The sequence below is a fragment of the Tessaracoccus palaemonis genome, assembly GCF_019316905.1.
Classification (GTDB): domain Bacteria; phylum Actinomycetota; class Actinomycetes; order Propionibacteriales; family Propionibacteriaceae; genus Arachnia; species Arachnia palaemonis.
In genome coordinates this window covers 781362-801698 of the sequence record NZ_CP079216.1, presented here as the reverse complement: position 1 = coordinate 801698, position 20337 = coordinate 781362, and the positions used below count along the sequence as shown (strand labels likewise).

General features: G+C 70.6%; 22 protein-coding genes. 4 read left to right on the top strand and 18 right to left on the bottom strand.

Translation table 11 applies throughout. The features are described from left to right. Positions 1 to 41: 41 nt before the first annotated feature. Genes KDB89_RS03505 through KDB89_RS03480 form a run of 6 tightly spaced genes read right to left on the bottom strand, consistent with a single transcriptional unit; the run spans position 42 to position 5605 of the window. Positions 42 to 416, bottom strand: a complete 375-nt coding sequence (locus KDB89_RS03505; protein WP_219083484.1) for a hypothetical protein — start codon at positions 414 to 416, stop codon at positions 42 to 44. Position 417: 1 nt separating this feature from the next. Beyond that, positions 418 to 1155, bottom strand: a complete 738-nt coding sequence (locus tag KDB89_RS03500; protein WP_219083483.1) for an LOG family protein — start codon at positions 1153 to 1155, stop codon at positions 418 to 420. A gap of 17 nt (positions 1156 to 1172) precedes the next feature. Continuing rightward, a complete protein-coding gene (dapE, locus tag KDB89_RS03495; RefSeq protein ID WP_219083482.1) occupies positions 1173 to 2231 on the bottom strand; it encodes a succinyl-diaminopimelate desuccinylase in 1059 nt (352 codons plus the stop codon). A 34-nt stretch (positions 2232 to 2265) separates the two neighbouring features. Further along, on the bottom strand, positions 2266 to 3108 hold the full coding sequence (locus tag KDB89_RS03490; protein ID WP_219083481.1) for a transglutaminase family protein: 843 nt from the start codon (positions 3106 to 3108) through the stop codon (positions 2266 to 2268). Further along, complete coding sequence (locus tag KDB89_RS03485) at positions 3105 to 4022, bottom strand: alpha-E domain-containing protein (RefSeq protein ID WP_219083480.1); 918 nt, start codon at positions 4020 to 4022, stop codon at positions 3105 to 3107. The genes KDB89_RS03490 and KDB89_RS03485 overlap by 4 nt, the downstream gene beginning before the upstream one ends. Beyond that, positions 4016 to 5605: a circularly permuted type 2 ATP-grasp protein gene (locus KDB89_RS03480; protein WP_219083479.1), complete on the bottom strand. Its 1590-nt coding sequence runs from the start codon at positions 5603 to 5605 to the stop codon at positions 4016 to 4018. Before KDB89_RS03480 ends, KDB89_RS03485 begins: the two co-directional genes overlap by 7 nt. A gap of 133 nt (positions 5606 to 5738) precedes the next feature. Between KDB89_RS03480 and dapD the strand changes: the two genes are divergently transcribed. Together dapD and KDB89_RS03470 are read left to right on the top strand one after the other, a co-directional pair. Next, positions 5739 to 6671 carry a 2,3,4,5-tetrahydropyridine-2,6-dicarboxylate N-succinyltransferase gene (gene dapD, locus KDB89_RS03475; RefSeq protein WP_219083478.1) on the top strand — a complete coding sequence of 311 codons (933 nt, stop codon included), beginning with the start codon at positions 5739 to 5741 and terminating at the stop codon, positions 6669 to 6671. Then, positions 6671 to 7477 carry a hypothetical protein gene (locus KDB89_RS03470; protein WP_219083477.1) on the top strand — a complete coding sequence of 269 codons (807 nt, stop codon included), beginning with the start codon at positions 6671 to 6673 and terminating at the stop codon, positions 7475 to 7477. The genes dapD and KDB89_RS03470 overlap by 1 nt, the downstream gene beginning before the upstream one ends. 2 nt (positions 7478 to 7479) lie before the next feature. On the opposite strand, the gene KDB89_RS03465 is transcribed toward KDB89_RS03470, so the two are convergent. From KDB89_RS03465 to KDB89_RS03425, 9 genes are all read right to left on the bottom strand, one after another. Beyond that, complete coding sequence (locus KDB89_RS03465) at positions 7480 to 8199, bottom strand: maleylpyruvate isomerase family mycothiol-dependent enzyme (RefSeq protein WP_219083476.1); 720 nt, start codon at positions 8197 to 8199, stop codon at positions 7480 to 7482. Between the two features lie 55 nt (positions 8200 to 8254). Further along, complete coding sequence (dapC, locus tag KDB89_RS03460) at positions 8255 to 9346, bottom strand: succinyldiaminopimelate transaminase (protein WP_219083475.1); 1092 nt, start codon at positions 9344 to 9346, stop codon at positions 8255 to 8257. Further along, a complete protein-coding gene (fdxA, locus tag KDB89_RS03455) occupies positions 9346 to 9666 on the bottom strand; it encodes a ferredoxin (RefSeq protein ID WP_219083474.1) in 321 nt (106 codons plus the stop codon). Before fdxA ends, dapC begins: the two co-directional genes overlap by 1 nt. 72 nt (positions 9667 to 9738) lie before the next feature. Beyond that, complete coding sequence (locus KDB89_RS03450) at positions 9739 to 11436, bottom strand: VanW family protein (RefSeq protein WP_219083473.1); 1698 nt, start codon at positions 11434 to 11436, stop codon at positions 9739 to 9741. Positions 11437 to 11521: 85 nt separating this feature from the next. After that, a complete protein-coding gene (locus tag KDB89_RS03445) occupies positions 11522 to 13186 on the bottom strand; it encodes a S49 family peptidase (protein WP_219083472.1) in 1665 nt (554 codons plus the stop codon). A 77-nt stretch (positions 13187 to 13263) separates the two neighbouring features. Continuing rightward, on the bottom strand, positions 13264 to 15321 hold the full coding sequence (gene tkt, locus KDB89_RS03440; protein WP_219083471.1) for a transketolase: 2058 nt from the start codon (positions 15319 to 15321) through the stop codon (positions 13264 to 13266). Between the two features lie 79 nt (positions 15322 to 15400). After that, complete coding sequence (locus KDB89_RS03435) at positions 15401 to 15601, bottom strand: hypothetical protein (protein WP_219083470.1); 201 nt, start codon at positions 15599 to 15601, stop codon at positions 15401 to 15403. Between the two features lie 3 nt (positions 15602 to 15604). Then, positions 15605 to 16108, bottom strand: a complete 504-nt coding sequence (locus KDB89_RS03430) for a phosphoribosyltransferase (RefSeq protein ID WP_219083469.1) — start codon at positions 16106 to 16108, stop codon at positions 15605 to 15607. 47 nt (positions 16109 to 16155) lie between these two features. Beyond that, entirely contained in the window at positions 16156 to 16671 is a 516-nt protein-coding gene (locus KDB89_RS03425) for a GNAT family N-acetyltransferase (RefSeq protein WP_219083468.1), read from the bottom strand. A 47-nt stretch (positions 16672 to 16718) separates the two neighbouring features. Between KDB89_RS03425 and KDB89_RS03420 the strand changes: the two genes are divergently transcribed. Next, positions 16719 to 17546 carry an aldose epimerase family protein gene (locus KDB89_RS03420; protein ID WP_219083467.1) on the top strand — a complete coding sequence of 276 codons (828 nt, stop codon included), beginning with the start codon at positions 16719 to 16721 and terminating at the stop codon, positions 17544 to 17546. 2 nt (positions 17547 to 17548) lie between these two features. On the opposite strand, the gene KDB89_RS03415 is transcribed toward KDB89_RS03420, so the two are convergent. The 3 genes from KDB89_RS03415 to KDB89_RS03405 are packed head-to-tail and all read right to left on the bottom strand — an operon-like array spanning position 17549 to position 19649. Continuing rightward, entirely contained in the window at positions 17549 to 18154 is a 606-nt protein-coding gene (locus tag KDB89_RS03415) for an MBL fold metallo-hydrolase (protein WP_219083466.1), read from the bottom strand. Next, positions 18151 to 19236, bottom strand: coding sequence for an S-(hydroxymethyl)mycothiol dehydrogenase (locus KDB89_RS03410; RefSeq protein ID WP_219083465.1), 1086 nt, complete (start codon positions 19234 to 19236; stop codon positions 18151 to 18153). The genes KDB89_RS03415 and KDB89_RS03410 overlap by 4 nt, the downstream gene beginning before the upstream one ends. A gap of 14 nt (positions 19237 to 19250) precedes the next feature. After that, entirely contained in the window at positions 19251 to 19649 is a 399-nt protein-coding gene (locus KDB89_RS03405; RefSeq protein WP_219083464.1) for an NUDIX hydrolase, read from the bottom strand. A 90-nt stretch (positions 19650 to 19739) separates the two neighbouring features. Here KDB89_RS03405 and KDB89_RS03400 point away from each other — a divergent pair, with 90 nt between their 5' ends. Beyond that, the gene (locus KDB89_RS03400; protein ID WP_219083463.1) at positions 19740 to 20315 is read left to right on the top strand and encodes an isochorismatase family protein; all 576 of its coding nucleotides are present in this window, start codon (positions 19740 to 19742) and stop codon (positions 20313 to 20315) included. Positions 20316 to 20337: the final 22 nt, after the last annotated feature.

Genomic DNA, 20337 nt, shown 5'->3' with positions numbered 1-20337 from the left:
CCGCGCCACCATCTGGATTCCGGAGCACGGAAGCGACCTACTCAGGCCGTGGTTGGCTCCGGCGCGACAGCCTGAGCGGGGTCGAACTCGACCCGCGGACGACGCAGGAGCTCGTCGATCACCTGCATGTCGTAGCCCCCGCGTCGGACCACGAACACCGCGTCCGCGGCCGGACCGGCCGTCCCCGCCGCGATCTCGACGAGATAGGCGTCGACCTCGGGGCGGTCGTACCCGGCCGACGCCGTCGGCAGGCGCGCCTCGGCCAGGAAGCCCGCCGTCACGGGGCCGTCGGGTATCCGGCCGCGCGGCCGGTCGAGGACGGGCTCGGTCTGCATCTCGCCGAAGTGGCCGAGCGCCACGTAGGCGGCCGCGCCGAGCACGATCAGCCCGCAGATGATGGCGATCCACATCCCCATGTCAGGCGTTCCCGAACTGCCCAGGCTCGCCCATCGCCGCGACGGCCTCCTCGATGTCGTCGGTGAGCGTCACGAGCTCGAGGTCGGCGGCGGCGACGTAGCCACCCTCCAGCACCGTGTCGCGCACCCAGGTGAGCAGCGGGGACCAGTACGCCGACCCGAACAGGACGACGGGGAAGTGGCCGACCTTCCCGGTCTGGATCAGCGTCAGCGCCTCGAACAGCTCGTCGAGGGTCCCGAACCCGCCGGGCATGGTGATGAAGCCCTGGCTGTACTTCAGGAACATGGTCTTGCGGGCGAAGAAGTACCGGAAGTTCACGCCGAGGTTCACGTAGTCGTTCATCCCCTGCTCGTGGGGCAGCTCGATGCCGAGCCCGACCGAGCAGCCGTCGGCCCCGTGCGCGCCCTTGTTGGCCGCCTGCATCACACCGGGGCCGCCGCCCGTGATGACGGCGAAGCCACGCTGCGCGAGCAGGCCGCCGATCCGCTCCGCGGCCTCGTACATGGGCGAGTCCACGGGCGTGCGGGCCGACCCGAAGACGGACACGGCGGGCTCGAGGTGGCTCAGCGCGTCGAAGCCCTCCACGAACTCCGACTGGATGCGCAGCACGCGCCACGGGTCGCGCTGGTTCCAGGCCGAGCCACGGTGGTGCTGGAGCAGGGACTGGTCCGCCGTCGGCTGGGAGTGTTCCCTGCCGCCGAGCAGGACCGCTCCCTGACGGCGCTTCGGTTCGCTCATCTCTGTCCTCCTGGATTTCAGTTGCCCAGCCAACGGCGCAGTCCGTCGGCGCAGCGGGTCAGGTCGGCGACGGGGCAGAACTCGTCGGCGCGGTGGGCGTAGGCGGGGTCCCCCGGCCCGTAGTTCACGGCGGGGACGCCCAGTGAACTGAAGCGCGCAACGTCGGTCCAGCCGTACTTGGGGTGGGCGGGCTCGCCGATCGCATCGACAAAGGCCCGTGCGGCGGGCAGGTGCAGCCCGGGCCGCGCAGCGGGCGAGACGTCGGTCACGCGCAGCTCGTAGCCCGCGAACCAGGCGCGGACCCGCGCGAGCGCCTCGTCGGGGGACTTGTCCGGCGCGTAGCGGTAGTTGACGGTCAGCGTGGCCGACGGCGGGATCATGTTGGAGGCAACTCCCCCGCTCACCGCCACCGCGTTGAGGCCCTCGCGGTACAGCAGCCCGTCGACGTCGATCTCCTCGGGCTCGTAGCCCGCCAACGTGATCAACGCGGGGGTCAGGTCGTGGATCGCGTTGTGTCCCATCCAGGCGCGCGCGCTGTGCGCGGCGACGCCGGCAGCGTCCAGCTCGACGCGGATCGTGCCCTGGCAGCCTCCCTCGATGTGTGCCCCCGTCGGCTCCATCAGCACGGCGAAGTCCGCCTCGACGAGGTCCGGCCGGTTGCGCGACAGGCGCCCGAGCCCGTTCAGCGTGGCGGCCACCTCCTCGTGGTCGTAGAAGATCCACGTGATGTCGCGGTTGGGGGCGACCAGTTCGGCGGCGAGAGCAAGCATGACCGCTACGCCACCCTTCATGTCGCAGGCCCCACGGCCCCAGACCCGGTCGCCTGCGGGGTCGACGACGTAGCGGCTCGGCAGGTTGTCGAGCAGCGGCACGGTGTCGAGGTGTCCGGCGATCACGACCCGCTCGGCCAGACCGAGCGTCGTCCGGGCGACCACGCAGTCGCCGTCACGCTCCACGCTCAGGTGCGCGCTCGAGCGCAGCCGCGCCTCGACGAGGTCGGCGAGCCGCGCCTCGTTCCCCGAGACGGACTCGATGTCCATGATCTCCTGCAACAGCACGGCGAGTGGCTCGGTCATGCACAAACCCTAGCCGCCCCGGCACAACGTCGGATCAGGTCAGCCGGGTCATCTCCACCGAGACGTACATCTCGGACCCTCCGGCGCCGGTGTAGATGCCCTTGAGCGGCGCGACATCGGAGTAGTCACGGCCGAACCCGACCTCGACGTGCGTCCCGCTCGGGACGGCCTCGTTGGTCGGGTCGTACCCGAGCCACTCCCCGTCGAAGTACTGGATCCAGGCGTGCGACTCCCCGACCTGCACCTCGCCGACCGCGGGGTCTGAGCTCTGCACGACGTAGCCGGACACGTAGCGGGCCGGGATGCCGATGTGCCTGAGCGCCCCGAGCGTCAGGTGCGCGATGTCCTGGCAGACGCCGGCCCCCGCCTCCCACACCTCGGCGGCGAGCGTGTGGACCTGCGTGACGCCCGGCAGGTATTCGACGCGTTCCCGCAGCCGGTGCGACAGCTTCTGCACGGCCTCGCCCGGGTTGGCGGAACTCTTCCGGACTGCGTCGGCGATCCGCACGACGTCGCGGTGCGGCTTGACGTAGCTCGTCTCGCTCAGGAACTCCACGAACCGGTCCCTGAGTCGCGGGTCGGCGAGTCCCTCCCAGCCCACGGGCTCTGCGGCTCGGACGACGTCGTGGATGTCGACGGTGGAGGTCGCCACCACACGCAGGTCCTTGTGCGGCTCGTGGATCTCGAATGCGACGGTCGACGTGCCCCAGTAGTCGCGGTAGCTGTGCGTCCACGCGACGGGCGAGATGTCCAGCTTGGAGCTCAGCACGAGTTGCCTGCGCGACGTCAGTGGCGTCATGCGGGCCTCGTTGAAGGAGTCGTTCGCGCCGGTGCCGTAGCGGTACCCTGTCGTGTGCACGATGCGGTACTGGCTCACCAGACACCTCCCACCCACTCCGCCGCGGCGGAGCCCTCGAAGTAGCGTGCGGAGATCGACTGCGTCGCCTGCGAGCAGACCACCTGCAGCTTCGCCATCTCCGCGGGAAGGTCCACCTGGATCTCGTCCGGGGGCAGATACTCGAGGCTCGCCCTTGCGGCCCCGAGGAGGCGCGCCGCCGGGTCGTCCGGGCGGATCCGCAGGTTGCTGGGGCCGAGCTGCGTGAGCGCCTGCGTCGCGGTGCCCAGAGTGTAGATCAACGACCTGGGGAAGAGCCTGTCGAGGATGAGGAACTCGGCGGCGTCTCTCTCGGAGGCGAGCGCCCCGTAGCGCTGCACGAACGCGTGGTGCGCCCCACATCCGCTCAGCACGTGGTCCCAGGCGCGCGGGGAGTTGCCGGCCAGTGACGGCGTCGACAGCAGCCTCGAGGTCATGTCGAGTCTCTCGATGCTGCGGCCAAGGGTGAGGAACAGCCAACCCTCGTCGTGGCTCATGGTGTTGTCGGCGAGCCCGGCGATGACCGCGCAGCGTTCACGGATGACCTTGAACATCGACGCGGGACGCATGCGCTGCAGGCGGCCGCCCCGCACCGCCAGCCATGTGGTGTTGATCGACTCCCACACCTCCGTCGAGACGGTCTCGCGGGCCCGGCGGGCCGACTCCCGGGCGCTGCCGAGCGCGTTGAGGAAGCTGATCGGCGAGCGCTCGTCGTAGCAGAACTGGTGCAGCACGTCCGGCTGCTCGACGGCCGGCTGCCCCATCAGCAGGAGCAGATCGCGGGCTGCCCCGTTGGCGTCGAGCGTGGGGTCGTCGAGCCCCTGGTGGAGGTGGACCTCCACGATCCGGCACGTGTCCTCGGCCCGCTCGACGTAGCGGCCGATCCAGAACAGCGCCTCGGCGATGCGGCTCAGCACGACGACTCCCCTCCCTGCGCGGCACGCGCGGCGTGCGACTGCTGCTGCTGCTCGTGCTGGTGGCGGATCACACGGTCGACGATCTGCTCCGAGAGAGGCACCGACGGCGGCCGCACCTCGACGGGGCGACGCACGGTGACGGTGGGCCGCGTCTCGGTGAGCACCCAGGTGTCCTTGGACCCGCCGCCCTGCGACGAGTTCACGATGAGCTCCCCCTCGGGTAGAGCCACGCGGGTCAGGCCGCCGGGCAGCACGTACATGCCCTCGGCGCCCGCGTTGACGACGAAAGGCCGCAGGTCGACGTGGCGGGGCTTGAGCTGACCCTCGATCATGGTCGGCACCGTGGACAGCTGCACGACGGGCTGGGCGATCCAGCCACGGGCGTCGCGGAGGATCTGCCTGCGCAGCTTCTCGAGGGTCTCGGCGTTCGCGCGGGGACCGATCACGATGCCCTTGCCACCCGACCCGTCGACGGGCTTGACGACGAGTTCGTGCAGCCGGTCGAGCACCTCCTCGCGGGCCTCCTTCTCCTCGAGCCGCCAGGTGTCGACGCTCGCCAGGATCGGATCCTCGCCGAGGTAGAAGCGGATCAGGTCCGGCATGTAGGTGTAGACGAGCTTGTCGTCGGCGACGCCGTTGCCGACAGCGTTGGCGAGGGTGACGTTGCCGGCCCGGGCGGCGTTCAGCAGCCCGGCGCAGCCGAGCAGCGAGTCGGCCCTGAACACCGCCGGGTCGAGGAAGTCGTCGTCGATGCGCCGGTAGATGACGTGCACCGGCCTCAGCCCACGGGTGGTGCGCAGCGACACGTGTCCGCCGTGCGCGACCAGGTCACGGCCCTCGACGAGTTCGACGCCCATCATGCGGGCCAGCAGCGCGTGCTCGAAGTAGGCGGAGTTGTAGACGCCCGGGGTCAGCACGACGACGGTGGGGTCGGCGACGCCCGACGGGGCGGCCGCCCGCAGGGCCTTGAGCAGCTGCGACGGGTAGTCCTCGACGGGCTGGATGCGGTGTTTGCCCGCCACCTCCGGCAGGGCCGAGTTGATCGCGCGTCGGTTGGTCATCACATAGGACACGCCCGACGGGCAACGCACGTTGTCCTCGAGCACGCGGTAGACGCCGTCGTCGCCACGGATGAGATCGATGCCGGCGACGTGCACGCGCACGCCGTTCGGCATCGTGATGCCCGCCATGACCCGGTGGAAGTGGGGTGAGGTCGCCACGACGTGCCGCGGGACGACTCCCTCGGCGAAGCAGCGTCCCTCGGTGTAGATGTCGGACAGGAAGGCCTCCATGGCTCTGACCCGCTGCCGGCTGCCCTCCTCGATGTGGGCGAACTCGGCCGCCTGCATGACGCGGGGCACGATGTCGAGCGGGAAGGGCCGCTCCTCGCCGCCGATGTCGAACGTCACACCCTGGTCGATGTAGACGCTGCGCAGGTACTCGGCCCTCGCCCGGACCTCCTCGATGCCGAGGTCGTCGAGTTCGGCGGCCACGGACGCGAGCTCGGCCCGAACGCCGTCCGGGCCGACCATCTCGTCATAGGCGGCCTGCCCCCGCGGGTACCCGTCAAACAGCACGCTCATGTCTGAGAGGGTATTGGCTCGACGCGGCCCGGACGGGCGGGAGCCGCCACAAACTCAGGACTGTAACGCGTGTAACGCCCCCGTCACGCGCCGGGTTTCAGGCCTCGTCGCCGGCGCCCTCTAGACTGGCCGCATGAGCGATGAGACCCGTTTCGCGTGGGCCTGGGGCCTAGCCACCGTCCACAACACCGGCGCTGTGCTGGACGCCTGGTTCCCCGAGCCCCGGCTGGGCTCCGACGTGACCGACGAGCCGGCGTCGACGCTGGCCGAGGCGCAGGGAGCCGATGAGATCCGCCAGGTGGAGACCCGGGTCGTGCGCGTCGAGATCGACCTCGACGAGGCTCCCGCCAGCGTGGAGGACGCCTATCTGAGGCTCCACCTGCTGAGCTCCCGCCTCGTCGCCCCGCACGGCCTCAACCTGAACGGGCTGTTCGGCGTGCTGCCGAACAACGCCTGGACCACCGTCGGCCCTGTCCGCGTCGTCGACGTGACCCGCGTGCGCGCCCTGCTGCGCGCCCGCGGCGAGCAGCTGACCGTCTACGGGATCGACAAGTTCCCGCGCATGGTCGACTACGTCGTCCCCAAGGGCGTGCGCATCGCCGACGCGGACCGCGTCCGGCTCGGCGCCCACCTGGCCGAGGGCACCACCGTGATGCACGAGGGCTTCGTGAACTTCAACGCAGGCACGCTCGGCACGTCCATGGTCGAGGGCCGCATCTCCGCGGGCGTCGTCGTGGGCGACGGCACCGACGTCGGCGGCGGCGCCTCCATCATGGGCACGCTGTCCGGCGGCGGCCAGGAGGTCATCCGGCTGGGCGAGCGGGTGCTGCTCGGAGCCAACTCCGGCATCGGCATCTCGCTGGGCGACGACTGCGTCGTCGAGGCCGGGCTGTACGTCACCGCCGGCACCAAGGTGACGCTGGCCGACGGCGCCGTCGTGAAGGCGCGGGAGCTCAGCGGCCAGAACGATCTGCTGTTCCTGCGCGACTCTGTGCACGGCTCGGTGCTGGTGAAGAACCGCCGCGGGTCGAAGGTCGAGCTCAACTCCGCGCTGCACGCGAACTGATGTCGCCGAAGCGCTGGGCCGTCCTCCTCCTCACCGTTGCGCTGCTCGCCGGGCTCGGCTTCGGCGGGTACGTCGTCTACGAGAAGGTCCGCCAGCGGCTGACGCCCGAGCGCTGCACGGTCGTGGTCGACGACCAGACCGTCACGCTGACCCGGGAGCAGGCGACCAACGCATCGATCATCGTCGCCGCGTCGGTGAGCAACGGCCTGCCGGAGCGCGCGGCGATCGTCGCACTGGTGACCGCCTACCAGGAGTCCGGGCTGCGGAACCTCGACTACGGCGACCGCGACTCGGTCGGCCTCTTCCAGCAGCGGCCGTCGCAGGGCTGGGGCACCGTCGAGGAGATCATGGATCCCTGGTACTCCTCGGAGAAGTTCTACGAGGCTCTCGCGAAGATCGACGGCTGGGAGGACGTCGACATCAACGACATCGCCCAGAAGGTACAGATCAGCGCCTACCCGGACGCCTACGGCAAGCACACGGCCAACGCGACCGCGGTGGCGAAATCGCTGCTCGGCGAGCCCGCGTCGATCAGCTGCGTGAACTTCGAGCTGGCAGACCCGGAGCCCGACGAGTTCGCCGCCGTGTTGGAGGCGATCGACGCGGACTTCGTCGTGGACGCCGACACCGTCACGATCTCCGGCGACGAGGACGAGGTCTGGTCCGGGGTCAACATGGCGATGGCCAACGGCTACGCCGCCGGGCTGTCGAGGGTCGAGGTGCTCGGCAAGGTCTGGACGCCCGAGAAGTCCGGCTGGCGCGACGCGGAGACCGACGGCGCGGACGCCGTCCTGACGCTCGGCTGATCTCAGGGGGTCAGGCCTTCGTCGAGAACTTCCCGCGCCAGCAGCGAATCGCCAGCGACCCGCAGCGAACCGCCGTCCAGCGGAAGCCGACCCCAGCAGAGCAGCGCCAGGTCGCGCGGGGCACCGAAGATCTCCACCGACGGCGCCCCGTGCGGCGCCCCGGACACCTCCCACGCGTCGTCGGCGGCGACGAGCACGAGCCGTGCGACGGGCGCCGACACGCGCGCCAGGCGCAGCTGGCGAGGATGCATCACCTCGACGACCTCGGCGACGCAGTCGCGCCACAGGGAGTCGTCCGCCTCCATGGCCAGGCCGCCCGCGGTGCGCAGGTCCCACAGGTGGATCAGGGTCTCAAGCTTCTGCCTGCGGTCCCAGAACCCGACGGTGCCCGTCCGGTCCCCCGGGGCTGCCCCGTCGTCGAGGAGGGTCCAGGCAGGCTGCCTGGGATCGAGGCCGGCGAGCGTCGCTGCGAGGGCACCGGCGTGGGTCGCGTAGGCGTCGCTGGTCGTCAGCGCGTCACGGCCGAGCGGCAGTTCCCTGGACCGCGACGCCTGCGCGGCGGCCCAGTGGTGCACGCGGGCGAGGTGGTTGACGAGGTTGCGGGCCTTCCACCGCCCGCCCCACGGCATGGGGGCGTCGGGGGACACCTCGTCGATCGAGTCCCGGAACTGCTCCTGGAGCAGAGTGAGGGCGTCGAGGTCTGGCCTGTCGGATCCGGGCATGGCGCCATCCTGCCGGGCGCCGGGTCGCGGCGCCGGCCGTCTCAGGTCCGTGGGCTCAGCCGAGCCTCCCGGCCGCTGCGGCGATCCGCTCGTCGGTCGCCGTCAGGGCGATGCGCACGTGGTCGGCGGCAGCGGGGCCGTAGAAGTCGCCGGGTGCGGCCAGGATCCCGCGCTCGGCGAGCCAGGCGACGGTGTCGCGGCAGTTCTCGCCACGGGTGGCCCACAGGTACAGGGCCCCCTCGGAGTGGTCGATGGTGAATCCGGCCGCCTCGAGCGCCGGGCGGAGCAGGGCGCGACGGGCCAGGTAGCGTTCCCGCTGCTCCTCGACGTGGTCCTGGTCTCCCAGCATGGCGACCATCGCCGCCTGCACGGGCCGGGGCAGCATCATGCCGAGGTGCTTGCGCACGGCGACGAGTTCCTGCACCACGGAGGGGTCGCCCGCGACGAACGCGGCGCGGTAGCCGGCCGCGTTCGAGCGCTTGGAGAGCGAGTGGACGGCAAGCAGCCCGGTGAGGTCGCCGTCGTTGACGCGCGGGTCGAGCACCGAGACGGGTTCGGCGTCCCAGCCGAACTCTCCGTAGCACTCGTCGCTGGCGAGCACCGCGCCTAGTTCGCGGGCGCGGGCAGCGAAGGCGCGCAGCTCGTCGACGCCGAGGATCCTGCCCGTCGGGTTGGCCGGGGAGTTCACCCAGATCAGCCGGGCGTCGGCCGGGATCTCCGCGGGGTCGTCGAGCGCGACGGGCTTGGCCCCGGCCGTCAGCGCGCCGACGGCGTAGGTCGGGTAGGCGCAGGCGGGGAACACGACCGCGTCGTCGGAGCCGAGGCCCAGCAGTGTCGGCAGCCAGGCGACGAGTTCCTTGGAGCCGACGGTCACCATGACGGACTCGTCGGCCAGGGGCACCGATCCCCAGCGCGACTCGAGATAGCCGGCGACGGCGCGGCGGGTGGCCGGGTCCCCCCACACCGTCGGGTAGCCCGGCGACTGCCCGGCCGCCGCGAGCGCGTCGATGACGAGCTCAGGCGTCGGGTCGACGGGCGTGCCGACGGACAGGTCGACGATGCCGCCCGGGTGCGCGGACGCGACGCGCCGGGCCTCGGCGATCGTGTCCCAGGGGAAGTCGGGCAGGCGGGAGCCCAGCCCCGACATCACTCGCCCTGAGGCGGCAGCGCGACGACGGCCGGGTGGTCCTTGTCCATCGCGCCGAGCTTCGCGGCGCCGCCCGGGGAGCCCAGGTCGTCGAAGAACTGCACGTTGATGTCGTAGAACTCGGCCTGCTCCTCGGGGACGTCATCCTCGTAGTAGATGGCCTCGACGGGGCAGACGGGCTCACAGGCGCCGCAGTCGACACACTCCTCCGGGTGGATGTAGAGCATGCGGTTGCCTTCGTAGATGCAGTCCACGGGGCATTCCTCGACGCAGGCGCGGTCCTTCACGTCGACGCAGGGCAGGCCGATGATGTACGTCACTTTATTTGACTCCTTGGAGAGGCGCTGACGCCTGACAGCTTAGCGCCTGTTCGTTGCTAAATTCGCGGTCGCCTACTCGCAGACGATCTGGTCGCCTGCACTGTAGGTCCACGTGAAGGGCTCGCGGCGAACGACCTCCCCGTCCATGTAGAACAGCCGCGAGTAGTTGACGGTGAATCCCTGGATGGCCGCCTGGGGGCTGCAGTTGGCCGCCGTGACGGTGCGTTTGGTACCCGAGTAGAAGTTCGACTTCTTCAGTTCGGAGGACGCGACCTTGTCCCAGGTCCGCTTGGACCAGATCCTGAACGTGATGGAGCCTCGGCTGCTGCCGCTGGACTTGTTGATGTAGCCCTGGATGATCGAGGGGTACTTCGTGTCGTTCTGGAAGCGCATGTCGAGGCTGCCGTAGTAGACGGTGGCCTCCCGGCCGGGTGGGTAGCGGTCGAAGAACAGCGAGTGGGGCTTGTGCTCGATGTCCTTGTAGCCGGCGAAGAAGGCGGCGTTGAAGAGCGTCGTCGCCGACTGCGAGATGCCGCCGCCGGACTCCTTCACCAGGCGGCCGCCGTTGATGACGTAGCCGTCGACGTAGCCGTTGGCCGGGGTGCGCTCCCCGAGGGTGTCGTTGAGCGAGAAGATGTCGCCCGGCATCAGCACGGTGCCGTTGACGCTGCTGGCGGCCCGGCCGAGGTTGGTGTTGCGGTAGTCGGCGTGCGGGTAGTACGTCGTGAACTCGCCGATGACCTCGAAGTCCTTGACGTCCGCCTGGGCCTCCTTGGTCGTGTAGTCCGGCTCCTCCTTGGTGGCCGTGACCTCGGCGGTGCGTGCGTCGCCCGTGGCGGTGGCGGTCTTCTCGACAGCCTCCATGAAGGAGTCCTGGTCGAGGGACTGGCCCGTCTTCGCCTTCACGACGACGACCTCGCCGTCGGAGAACTTGAAGCTGGCGTCCTTGGCTGCGGTCAGCTTCAGGGAGCGCTGCGCCTCCTTGGTGTCCTTGAACAGCTTGGCCCCGTCGAGGGATCCGACCAGCTTGCCGTCCTTGACCTCGAAGGAGGCGACTGCGGCGAGCGAGCCGGGTGCGATCTCCATGGAGTCGTCGCCGAGCGTCAGGGTGACGGGCCCGCTGACGAGCGGGTCAGCGAAGCTGTCGACGGCCTCAGCCACCATGGCGTCTGTCACCGCCGGTGCGGTGGCGGTGACGGGGGCCTGGACCGTGTTCCGGCCGGCCTCCCACGCCTGACTCGTGGCGTCGACGGCGGCGTCCACGTCGAGGACGGTCGCGTCGACCGCCTCGGTCGTGACGACCTTGCCCTCCTTGAACGAGATGCTCGCGTCGGTGCCCTTGACCTCGAACTCGTCGGCCGTGGCTGCGACGGCCGCGCTCAGCTTGTCCTCGTCGACCGTGCGGACCAGGTCGATCTCGTGGCCGCCGGTGAAGGTCGTGACGATCTCGAGGGGGTTCCAGCTGAACCCTCCCCCGGCCTCGCGCACCGTCGCGTCGTAGTCGACGCCGAGCCCGGCGTCAGCGGGGTCCAGGGTGGCGGAGTGGGAGCCGTCGACAAGTGAGACGGGCTTGGCGACACTGTCGCTCAGTTCGGCCTCGAGGGTCTGCCTCGCCTGCTCCGGCGACATGCCGCCGATGGCGACGCCCGACACGGATGCCTTGGCAGGAAGCTGGTTGCCCGCGACGAAGTAGGACGCTACGTATGCGCCGCCCACCACGGCAACAAGCCCGATGCCGATCCCGATGCCGACCTTTGCAGACTTCTTCACAAGACTCTCCTCAGCGACCTCGGCGGTCGCACCAGTCCAACATCGTACGGAACCCGACTGTGTGACTCAAAGAGCCGTCCGCCGATCACCGCAGGCGGAAGGCCCACGGGGTGCTGAGCACCCCGGGCGCGACGATCCCTGCCCGGCCGAGCAGGGTCGTGGCCATGGCCTCGATGCCGCCGAGGTTCGCCCCGGAGCCCGTGTGCTCGCTGGATCTGGCGGGTCGGAGCAGTTGCGCCAGGCCGTTCTCCCCGAGATGCGTCACGCGAGCCTTCGACTCGTCGATGCCGGCGAGTGCGCAGGCCCGCTCGACGGCGCGCCGCCGACCGCCGATGTGGTCCACCAGGCCCCGGGCGCGGGCGTCCTCGCCGGTCCAGACCCGGCCGCGCGCAAGCTTCTCCAGGTCGTCGTGGTCCATGCCCCGGTCCCGTGCCGCGAAGGTCGTGAAGTCCAGGTAGACGCGGTCGAGCCAGCGGTCGAGCCGCTCCCAGTCGGCGTCGCTGAACGCCGTCGCAGGAGAGAAGGTGCCGGCGGCCTCGCTGAACGGCAGGGTCTCGCGGACCAGTCCGAGCCTCTCGTAGAGGCCCTGCGTGACGATCTTGCCGCCGAGGACGCCGATGGATCCGGTCAGGGTGGCGGCCTGCGCGACGATCTCGTTGCTCGCCATCGAGACGTAGTACCCGCCGGAGGCCGCCATGGTGCCCATGTGCGCGACGACCGGCTTGCCCGCCTGCCTCAGCCTCAGGACCGAGCGCCGGATGAAGTCGGAGGCTACGGCAGACCCGCCGGGCGAGTCGACGGCGAACACGACGGCGCGGACCTCGTCATCGCGCAGGGCGTGGCGCAGCTGCTCGTCGACCACGTCCGCGCCGGCGGACTGGCCACCGGCCAGCGAGCGGGTTCCGCGGCCGGTGACGATGGCGCCGCGCAGCGTGACGACGGCAACCTTCGGCTGTGAACGGCGCAGCTTCGCGAGCCTGGCTGCGGGCGTCGTGTGCCGGTGCGCGAACACCAGCGCCTCGGTCGCGGCGCCCCATTCCTCGAGCGCGGCGGCGTAGGCCTCGTCGCGGTAGCCGATGCGGTCGATCAGTCCGAGTTCGAGCGCCCGCTCCGGGTCGACCGGCGACGCATCCATCGCCGCGCGGACGATCGTCTCGTCGACGCAACGGCGTCGGGCGATCGCGGCCACGAGCCCGTCGGTGATGGACTCGCCGATCCGCTGCATCATCTCGCGGTGCGGTCCGGTGACGGTCTCCGCGGCGTAGGTGTTGGCCGCCGTCTTGTACTCGTGGCGCTGGCCGAACTGCGGGGTCAGGCCCGCCTTCTCGAAGAGCCCGCGCAGCAGGGTGATCTCCAGCTGGAGGCCCTCGATGCTGAGCATCCCCGTCGGCTGCACCCAGACGCGGTGCGCTGCGGCGGCGACGGCATACGCGACGAGGCCGCCGCTGAGTTCGCCGAAGGACTCGGCCCAGGCCATGGTCGGCCGATGCCTGCCGAAGGTCTCGATGAGCTCGGCGACCTCCTCGGCGTGCGCGAGGTCGAGGCCCGGCACGGCGTGCACGATGAGGCCGCGCACGTGCTCGTCGGTCGCGGCGTCGGCGAGGTGGTCGCGCAGGCCCTGCAGGGTGGGGCTGTTGATCAGCTGGATCGCCTCGAGCGGATTGTCGGGCCGGGCGGTCAGCACCCCGCGCGCCAGGTCCAGCTCGAGGACCACCTGCCTGTCACGTCCGAGGACATCGAAGACTGCCATGCGTCCCAGCTTACGGAAGGGCGGAAACGCGACGCGGGCCCTCCCGCAGGGAAGGGCCCGCGTCAGGCAGCGGCTGGTCAGCCGAGCAGCGAGGTGGCGGTGGCGGCCACGTTGTCGGCGGTGATGCCGAACTCCTCGAAGCACTTCGCACCCGACGCGGAGGCGCCGAAGTGCTCGATGCTCACCGAGGCGCCGGCCGAGCCGACGTACTTGGCCCAGCCCATGGCGATGCCGGCCTCGACGCTGACGCGCGCGGTGACGGCGGCGGGGAGCACGGACTCCTTGTACTCGGCGCTCTGCTCGTCGAACCACTCCTGGCAGGGCATGGACACGACGCGGGTGGGCACGCCGGCGGCCTGCAGCTTCTCCTGCGCGGCGAGCGCGACGGGGACCTCGGAGCCGGTGGCGATGAGGATGACCTTGAGGTCGCCCTCCTCCTCGCTCAGGACGTATGCGCCCTTCGCGACGCCCTCCGCGGAGGCGTAGCGCTCACCGCGGGCGACGATCGGGAGGTCCTGACGCGACAGGATGAGGCCGGCGGGACGGTCGTTGCGGCGCAGGATCTCGCCCCACGCGACCGAGGTCTCGTTGGCGTCGGCGGGACGCACGATGTCGAGGCCGGGGATGGCGCGCAGCGCGGCCAGGTGCTCGATCGGCTGGTGCGTCGGGCCGTCCTCGCCGACGCCGACGGAGTCGTGCGACCAGACGAAGATCGACGGGACCTTCATGAGCGCGGCCAGCCGGACGGCGGGGCGCATGTAGTCCGCGAAGACGAGGAACGTGCCGCCGTAGGGACGGGTCAGGCCGGACACGGCGATGCCGTTGAGGATGCCGCCCATGGCGTGCTCGCGGATGCCGAAGTGCAGCGTGCGGCCGTACTCGTTGCCCGACCACTCCTTGGTGGTGCGGTTGGCGGGCAGGAAGGACGGCTCGCCCTTCATGGTGGTGTTGTTCGAGCCTGCGAGGTCGGCGGAGCCGCCCCAGAGCTCGGGCAGCTGGTCGGCCAGCGCGGAGAGGACCTCGCCGGAGGCGGCGCGGGTGGACTTCTTGCCCTCCTCGAACACCGGCAGGCTCAGCGTCTCGGGCAGCTTCCCGGCCTGGACGCGCTGCAGCAACGCGACCTTCTCGGGGTTGGCCTTGGCCCAGGCCTCGAACTGCTCGTCCCACGCGGTGCGGGCGGCCTTGCCGCGGGCAGCGACGTTGGCGCGGGCCGCGTCGACGGCGTCCTGGTCGACGGCGAAGGGCTTCTGCTCGAAGCCGAGCACCTCCTTGAGGGCGGCGATCTCGTCGGCGCCGATCTTGGAGCCGTGGACGGCGTGGTTGCCCTGCTTGTTCGGCAGCGGCCAGCCGATGACGGTGGTCAGCTTGATGAAGCTGGGCTTGTCGGTGACGGCCTTGGCGGCCTCGATGGCGTTGTAGAGCGCCTCGACGTCCTCGCGGTATCCGGTGCCACCGCTCGTCCAGTCGACGTGCTGCACGTGCCACCCGTAGGCGGCGTAGCGGGCCTCGACGTCCTCGGTGAACGAGATGTCGGTCTCGCCCTCGATCGTGATGCGGTTGTCGTCGTAGATCAGGACGAGGTTGCCGAGTTCCTGCGTCGCGGCGAGCGACGAGGCCTCGGAGGAGACGCCCTCCTGCAGGCAGCCGTCGCCGGCGATCGTGTAGACGTAGTGGTCGAACAGGGACTCGCCGGCCGGCGCGTCGGGCTCGAACAGGCCGCGCTCACGGCGGGCGGCCATGGCCATGCCGACGGCGTTGCTGATGCCGGCGCCCAGCGGGCCGGTGGTGGTCTCGACGAAGGCGGTGTGCCCGTACTCGGGGTGGCCGGGCGTCTTCGCGCCCCAGGTGCGCAGCGACTCGAGGTCGCCGAGCTCGAGGCCCAGGCCGCCGAGGTACAGCTGGGTGTACTGGGTCAGGGACGCGTGGCCCGCAGACAGCACGAACCGGTCGCGACCGATCCACTTGTCGTCTGTCGGGTCGGTGTTCATGACCTTCTGGTACAGGAGGTACGCCACGGGCGCCAGGGAGATCGGGGTACCGGGGTGGCCGTTGCCGACCTTCTCCACGGCGTCGGCCGCCAGGATGCGCGCCGTGTCAACGGCTCGGGCGTCCTTTTCCGTCCACTCAAAAGTCACAGTTGGTCCTTACCTAGGGGTGCTTCTCTGCGCAACAAATCGTATCGTGCGGGGTCACGGTGGCCCCAGCGGCATCTGCTCAGTCCTGGGGAAACGGCCAGGAGACCGTGTCGAGATCGGCCGCGGCGCTTGTCGGGGCAGGATCCTCGGACTGCTCGGCCTCGACGATCTGGGAGGGGTGGCCGGGGTCCACCGGGCGGATCGTCTCCCCGAGCGCCTCACGGACGAGCTTCTGGATCCCCTCGGCGGAGGATCCATCGAACATGCGGGTCTCCGGCATGGCTCAGGCCTCCTGCGTGACCGGCGGCTCCGCCGACCACGGGAAGACGATCCACTCGTCCGTGGCGCACCACACGTAGTCGGGCTGGATCAGCGTGCGGGACTTGGAGTAGAGGACCGCGGAGCGGACCTCCCCGCCAAAGCCGCGCAGCAGCTTGATGACCAGGCCGAGGGTGCGGCCGGAGTCGGCGACATCGTCGACCACGAGGATCTTCTTGCCGACGATGGAGTCGGTGTCGAGCATCGGGGCGAGCAGCACCGGGTCGGGCAGGGTCTGGTTGACGTCGGTGTAGAACTCGACGTTGATCGCATCACACAGCTTGACGCCCAGCGCGTAGGTCAGCGCTCCGGCCAGGGGCAGGCCGCCGCGGGCGACGCCGATGATCACCTCCGGTTCGAAGCCCGAGTAGGCGATGTCCTGCGCGAGTTCGCGCGACGCGGACCCGAACCCGTCCCAGGTCAGGATCTCTTTTGTCATCAGTTCATTGGAGTCCGCGTGGTAAGCCATGGACGTATGGTAGTCGGGCGGATTTTCCGACCGGCGGGAGGTCCACGTCAGGCGAGGGGGTCGCGCCCACCGTCGAGGATCAGGGTCATGAACACCACCGTGCGCCACTGACCGAACTTGAGCCCGACCTCCGGGAGTCTGCCGGTTTCCTCGAAGCCGAGCCTGCGGTGGAACTCGATGGAGGCCTCGTTGGTTGCGTCGATGACGCCGACCATGACGTGCACGTCGCGGCCCAGCGCGTGGTCGATCAGCGCATTCATCAGCATCCGGCCGCCGCCGACCGCACGCCGCCCCTCGGCGATGTAGACGCTGTGCTCGACCGTGTGGACGTAGCCTGCGAGGCTCCTGAAGGGTCCGTAGGCCGCGTACCCGACGACCTCACCGTCGTCCTCGAGCACCAGCACCGGCTGCTCGGCGACGACATGCGCCTCGAGCCACGCACGGCGGTCCTCGACCGAGACGGGATCCAGTGCGTACGAGGCGGTCGTGCCGACGCCGGCCGTGTTGTAGATCTCCGTGATGGTGTCGATGTCGCGCGCGGACGCGGGCCTGATGGTGAGCATGTCCGCGATCCTAAGTGAGTCACCGGCGGCCCCGGTACGGTTGTCCCATGCCCGCGACCGTCTCAGCCGATGTCCATCGACTCAGCGGCCGGTGGGGCCGTCTCGACATACACGCACTCGGCGCGACGGTGACGTCGTGGGCACCGGGGGGAGTCGAACAGCTCTTCACCTGTGAGGACGCCGAACCCTCGCCCGGCCGGATGTGGCACGGCGGCGTCCCCATCTGCGCCCCATGGTTCGGCAGCGGCATGGGGCTCGACTGGGAGGTGCCGTTCCGCCACGGTCTCGTCTCGCGCGTCGCATGGCAGGTGGTGCACAGCACGTCCGGCGACGACGGCGCCACGATCGTGCTGCGCACGGACGCGAGGTCGACGTGCCACCTTGCCGGATCGGACAGGTTCCCCGCGGACCTCGGCTACGAGCTGCGGGTCGAGGCCGACGCGCGCGAACTGGCGCTGAGCCTGACGATCACGAGCCCGACCCAGCCCACCCGGATCGAGGCCATGTTCCACCCGTACCTTGCCACAGACGTGCCGAGCGCCCGCCTCACCGGGCTCGGGGGCATCTCGTACCGCGACTACAGCGACGGGACGCAGGGCGTCGAGGTCTCTCCCCTGGCTATCGACGGCGCGCTGGACCGGGTGTACGACGCGGCGGCACGGGTCACCATCCAGGACTCGTCGGGCAGCCTCGACCTCGCCCCCGAGGGGGCGGCCACTGCCGTGGTGTGGAACCCGGGCATCGTCGACGGCGGCTTCGCGCCCCGGGAGTGGCAGCGCTTCCTGTGCGTCGAGTTCGGCAACGCCGCCGCCGGCGCCGTCGATCTGCAGGCCGGCGGGTCCCACCGCCTCGGGATCCGCCTGACCCGCGCCTGACCTCAGCGGCCGAGGGCATCCGCCTCGGCGCCGATGGTCGTGTCGTCACCATGGCCCGTGTGCACGACCGTGGCGTCGGGCAGCTCGAACAGCCGTGCCCTGATCGACTCTTCGATGGTGTCGCGGCTGCTGAAGGAGCGCCCGGTGGCGCCGGGCCCACCGTTGAAGAGCGTGTCGCCGGTGAATACGCAGCCGAGTTCCGGCGCGTAGAGGCACACGGCTCCGGGCGCGTGGCCGGGCGTGTGGATCACCGTGAGCGTCACTGACCCGACCGTGAACTCCTGCCCGTCGAACAGGTCGTGGTCCCAGCGTCGGTGAGGGTGTGTGAGGTTCCAGACGGGCTCGTCGGCCGGATGCAGCCAGATGGGGGCGCCGGTGGCATCGGCCAGCTCGGGGGCGACGCGGACGTGGTCGTCGTGCGCGTGCGTGCAGATGATGGCCTGGACGCGACGACCGTCGACGGCCTTCAGGATGGCGTCGACGTCGTGCGGGGCGTCGATGACGATGACCTCGTCCTCGTCGCCGACCAGCCACAGGTTGTTGTCGACGTCGAAGGTCTGCCCGTCGAGGGAGAAGGTGCCGCTGGTGACGGCGTGCGTGATGCTCACAGGACCACCACCGAGCGCAGGACCTCGCCGCGGTGCATCTTCTCGAAGGCCTCCTCGATGTCGCCGATGCCGATCTCCTCAGAGACGAACGCGTCGAGGTCGAGCCTGCCCTGGCGGTACAGGTCCACGAGCATCGGGAAGTCGCGCGACGGGAGGCAGTCGCCGTACCAGGAGGACTTGAGCGAGCCGCCGCGGCCGAACACGTCGAGGAGCGGGATGTCGGGGACCGTCATGTCGGGGCGCGGGACGCCGACCAGGACGACCGTTCCGGCAAGATCGCGGGCGTAGAACGCCTGCTTCCACGTCTGCGGGATGCCCACGGCGTCGATCACGACGTCGGCGCCGAACCCTCCGGTGAGCTCACGGATGGCCTCGACCGGGTCCAGGTCCGCGGAGTTGACGGCGTGCGTCGCGCCGAGGGCGGCGGCCCGCGCGAGCTTGGTGTCGTCGATGTCGACGGCGATGATCGTGCCCGCACCGGCGAGCGCGGAGCCGGCGATGGCTGCGCAGCCGACCCCGCCGCAGCCGATGACCGCGACAGACTTCCCGCGGGTGACGCCTCCGGTGTTGATGGCCGCGCCGATGCCGGCCATGATGCCGCAGCCGAGCAGCCCGACCGCCGCGGGGCGCGCGTCCGGGTCGACCTTGGTGCACTGCCCCGCCGCGACGAGAGTCTTCTCGGCGAAGGCGCCGATGCCCAGCGCGGGGGTCAGCTCCGTACCGTCGGCGAGCGTCATCCTCTGCGTCGCGTTGAAGGTGGCGAAGCAGTACTGCGGCTCGCCGCGACGGCACGCGCGGCAGTCGCCGCAGACGGCGCGCCAGTTCAGGATGACGAAGTCGCCGGGCGCGACGGAGGTCACGCCCGCGCCGACGGACTCGACGATGCCGGCGGCCTCGTGGCCGAGCAGGAACGGGAAGTCGTCGTTGATCCCGCCCTCACGGTAATGGAGGTCCGTGTGGCACACGCCGCACGCCTGGATCCGCACCACCGCCTCGCCGGGGCCGGGGTCGGGGATGACGATGGTTTCAAGGGTGACCGGGGCGCCCTTGGCGCGGGCGACTACGCCTTTGACCTGCTGCATGGGCCGCAGCCTAGCTAGCTTCGGCTCAACTGCGGCGCGATCTGCCCGGTGAACAGCGGGGCCAGATCCGCATCGCGCAGGGTCGTCTCAACCCATCGGACCGCCTCTATCTCGGCTGCCGGCGTCGGCGTCGCGACCGGATCGGGCCACTGGAACACCCGGGCGAGGACCAGGTGCCCGGACTCGTTGGCGGCGCGGGCGGAGTGCTCACCGAGGTCGACGAGACGGGCAGCGTCGAGGGCGAGGCCCAGTTCCTCGCGCACCTCGCGGACGGCGCAGTCCGCGGCGCTCTCCCCCGCCTCGGGCTTGCCACCCGGGTTCATCCACATCGTGGTTCCGCGCTTGCGGACCAGGAGCACCCGGCCGGCCTCGTCGCGGAGGACGACGGCGGACACGACGATCACAGGTTCCATGACCCAGCAGGCTAGCGGCCCGGCGCCTGGATCCACACGCGCCGCCGGCCCGGCCGCGTAGGGTGGCCGCAACCGAGGAAAGGGTGATTCATGGCCAGGGCTCTGATCGTGGTGGACGTGCAGGTGGACTTCTGCGAGGGCGGCGCGCTCGGCGTCGACGGCGGTAACGCCGTCGCGGAGCAGGTGGCCGCGTTCCTGGCGCTGGAGCCGGGCTATGCGCAGGTCGTCGCGACCCGCGACCACCACATCGACCCGGGCCCCCACTTCTCGGACACGCCCGATTTCGTCGACAGCTGGCCGCCGCACTGCGTCGTCGGCACGCCCGGACAGGAGCTCCACCCCGACCTGCGTGGCGTCGCGTTCGGCGCGACCTTCGACAAGGGCAGCTACGAGGCGGCCTACTCGGGCTTCGAGGGATCCGTCGGCGGCGGAGCCGACGGCGAGCGACTGGCCCCCTGGCTGGGTCGCCACGGCATCACCGCGGTCGACGTCGTCGGCATCGCCACCGACTTCTGCGTGAAGGCCACGGCCCTCGACGCCGCCCGCGAGGGCTTCGCGACCCGCGTCCTCGGCGGCCTGACCGCCGCCGTCCACCCTGATGGCGTCCCCGCCGTCGTCGACGAGCTGACGGCCGCCGGCGTGGAGTGGGTCTCCCCGGAACGCTGACCGAACCCCCGACGCCACCCTT

Excerpts from the sequence above, each read along its gene's own strand:
- KDB89_RS03405 (WP_219083464.1), bottom strand. The coding sequence starts at position 19,649 with ATGGAACCTGTGATCGTCGTGTCCGCCGTCGTCCTCCGCGACGAGGCC.
- KDB89_RS03445 (WP_219083472.1), bottom strand. The coding sequence starts at position 13,186 with ATGGCAGTCTTCGATGTCCTCGGACGTGACAGGCAGGTGGTCCTCGAG.
- KDB89_RS03500 (WP_219083483.1), bottom strand. The coding sequence starts at position 1,155 with ATGAGCGAACCGAAGCGCCGTCAGGGAGCGGTCCTGCTCGGCGGCAGG.
- KDB89_RS03465 (WP_219083476.1), bottom strand. The coding sequence starts at position 8,199 with ATGCCCGGATCCGACAGGCCAGACCTCGACGCCCTCACTCTGCTCCAG.
- KDB89_RS03410 (WP_219083465.1), bottom strand. The coding sequence starts at position 19,236 with ATGCAGCAGGTCAAAGGCGTAGTCGCCCGCGCCAAGGGCGCCCCGGTC.
- dapD (WP_219083478.1), top strand. The coding sequence starts at position 5,739 with ATGAGCGATGAGACCCGTTTCGCGTGGGCCTGGGGCCTAGCCACCGTC.
- KDB89_RS03480 (WP_219083479.1), bottom strand. The coding sequence starts at position 5,605 with ATGAGCGTGCTGTTTGACGGGTACCCGCGGGGGCAGGCCGCCTATGAC.
- KDB89_RS03425 (WP_219083468.1), bottom strand. The coding sequence starts at position 16,671 with ATGCTCACCATCAGGCCCGCGTCCGCGCGCGACATCGACACCATCACG.
- dapE (WP_219083482.1), bottom strand. The coding sequence starts at position 2,231 with ATGACCGAGCCACTCGCCGTGCTGTTGCAGGAGATCATGGACATCGAG.
- KDB89_RS03430 (WP_219083469.1), bottom strand. The coding sequence starts at position 16,108 with ATGGCTTACCACGCGGACTCCAATGAACTGATGACAAAAGAGATCCTG.
- dapC (WP_219083475.1), bottom strand. The coding sequence starts at position 9,346 with ATGTCGGGGCTGGGCTCCCGCCTGCCCGACTTCCCCTGGGACACGATC.
- KDB89_RS03435 (WP_219083470.1), bottom strand. The coding sequence starts at position 15,601 with ATGCCGGAGACCCGCATGTTCGATGGATCCTCCGCCGAGGGGATCCAG.
- KDB89_RS03400 (WP_219083463.1), top strand. The coding sequence starts at position 19,740 with ATGGCCAGGGCTCTGATCGTGGTGGACGTGCAGGTGGACTTCTGCGAG.
- KDB89_RS03420 (WP_219083467.1), top strand. The coding sequence starts at position 16,719 with ATGCCCGCGACCGTCTCAGCCGATGTCCATCGACTCAGCGGCCGGTGG.
- KDB89_RS03470 (WP_219083477.1), top strand. The coding sequence starts at position 6,671 with ATGTCGCCGAAGCGCTGGGCCGTCCTCCTCCTCACCGTTGCGCTGCTC.
- KDB89_RS03505 (WP_219083484.1), bottom strand. The coding sequence starts at position 416 with ATGGGGATGTGGATCGCCATCATCTGCGGGCTGATCGTGCTCGGCGCG.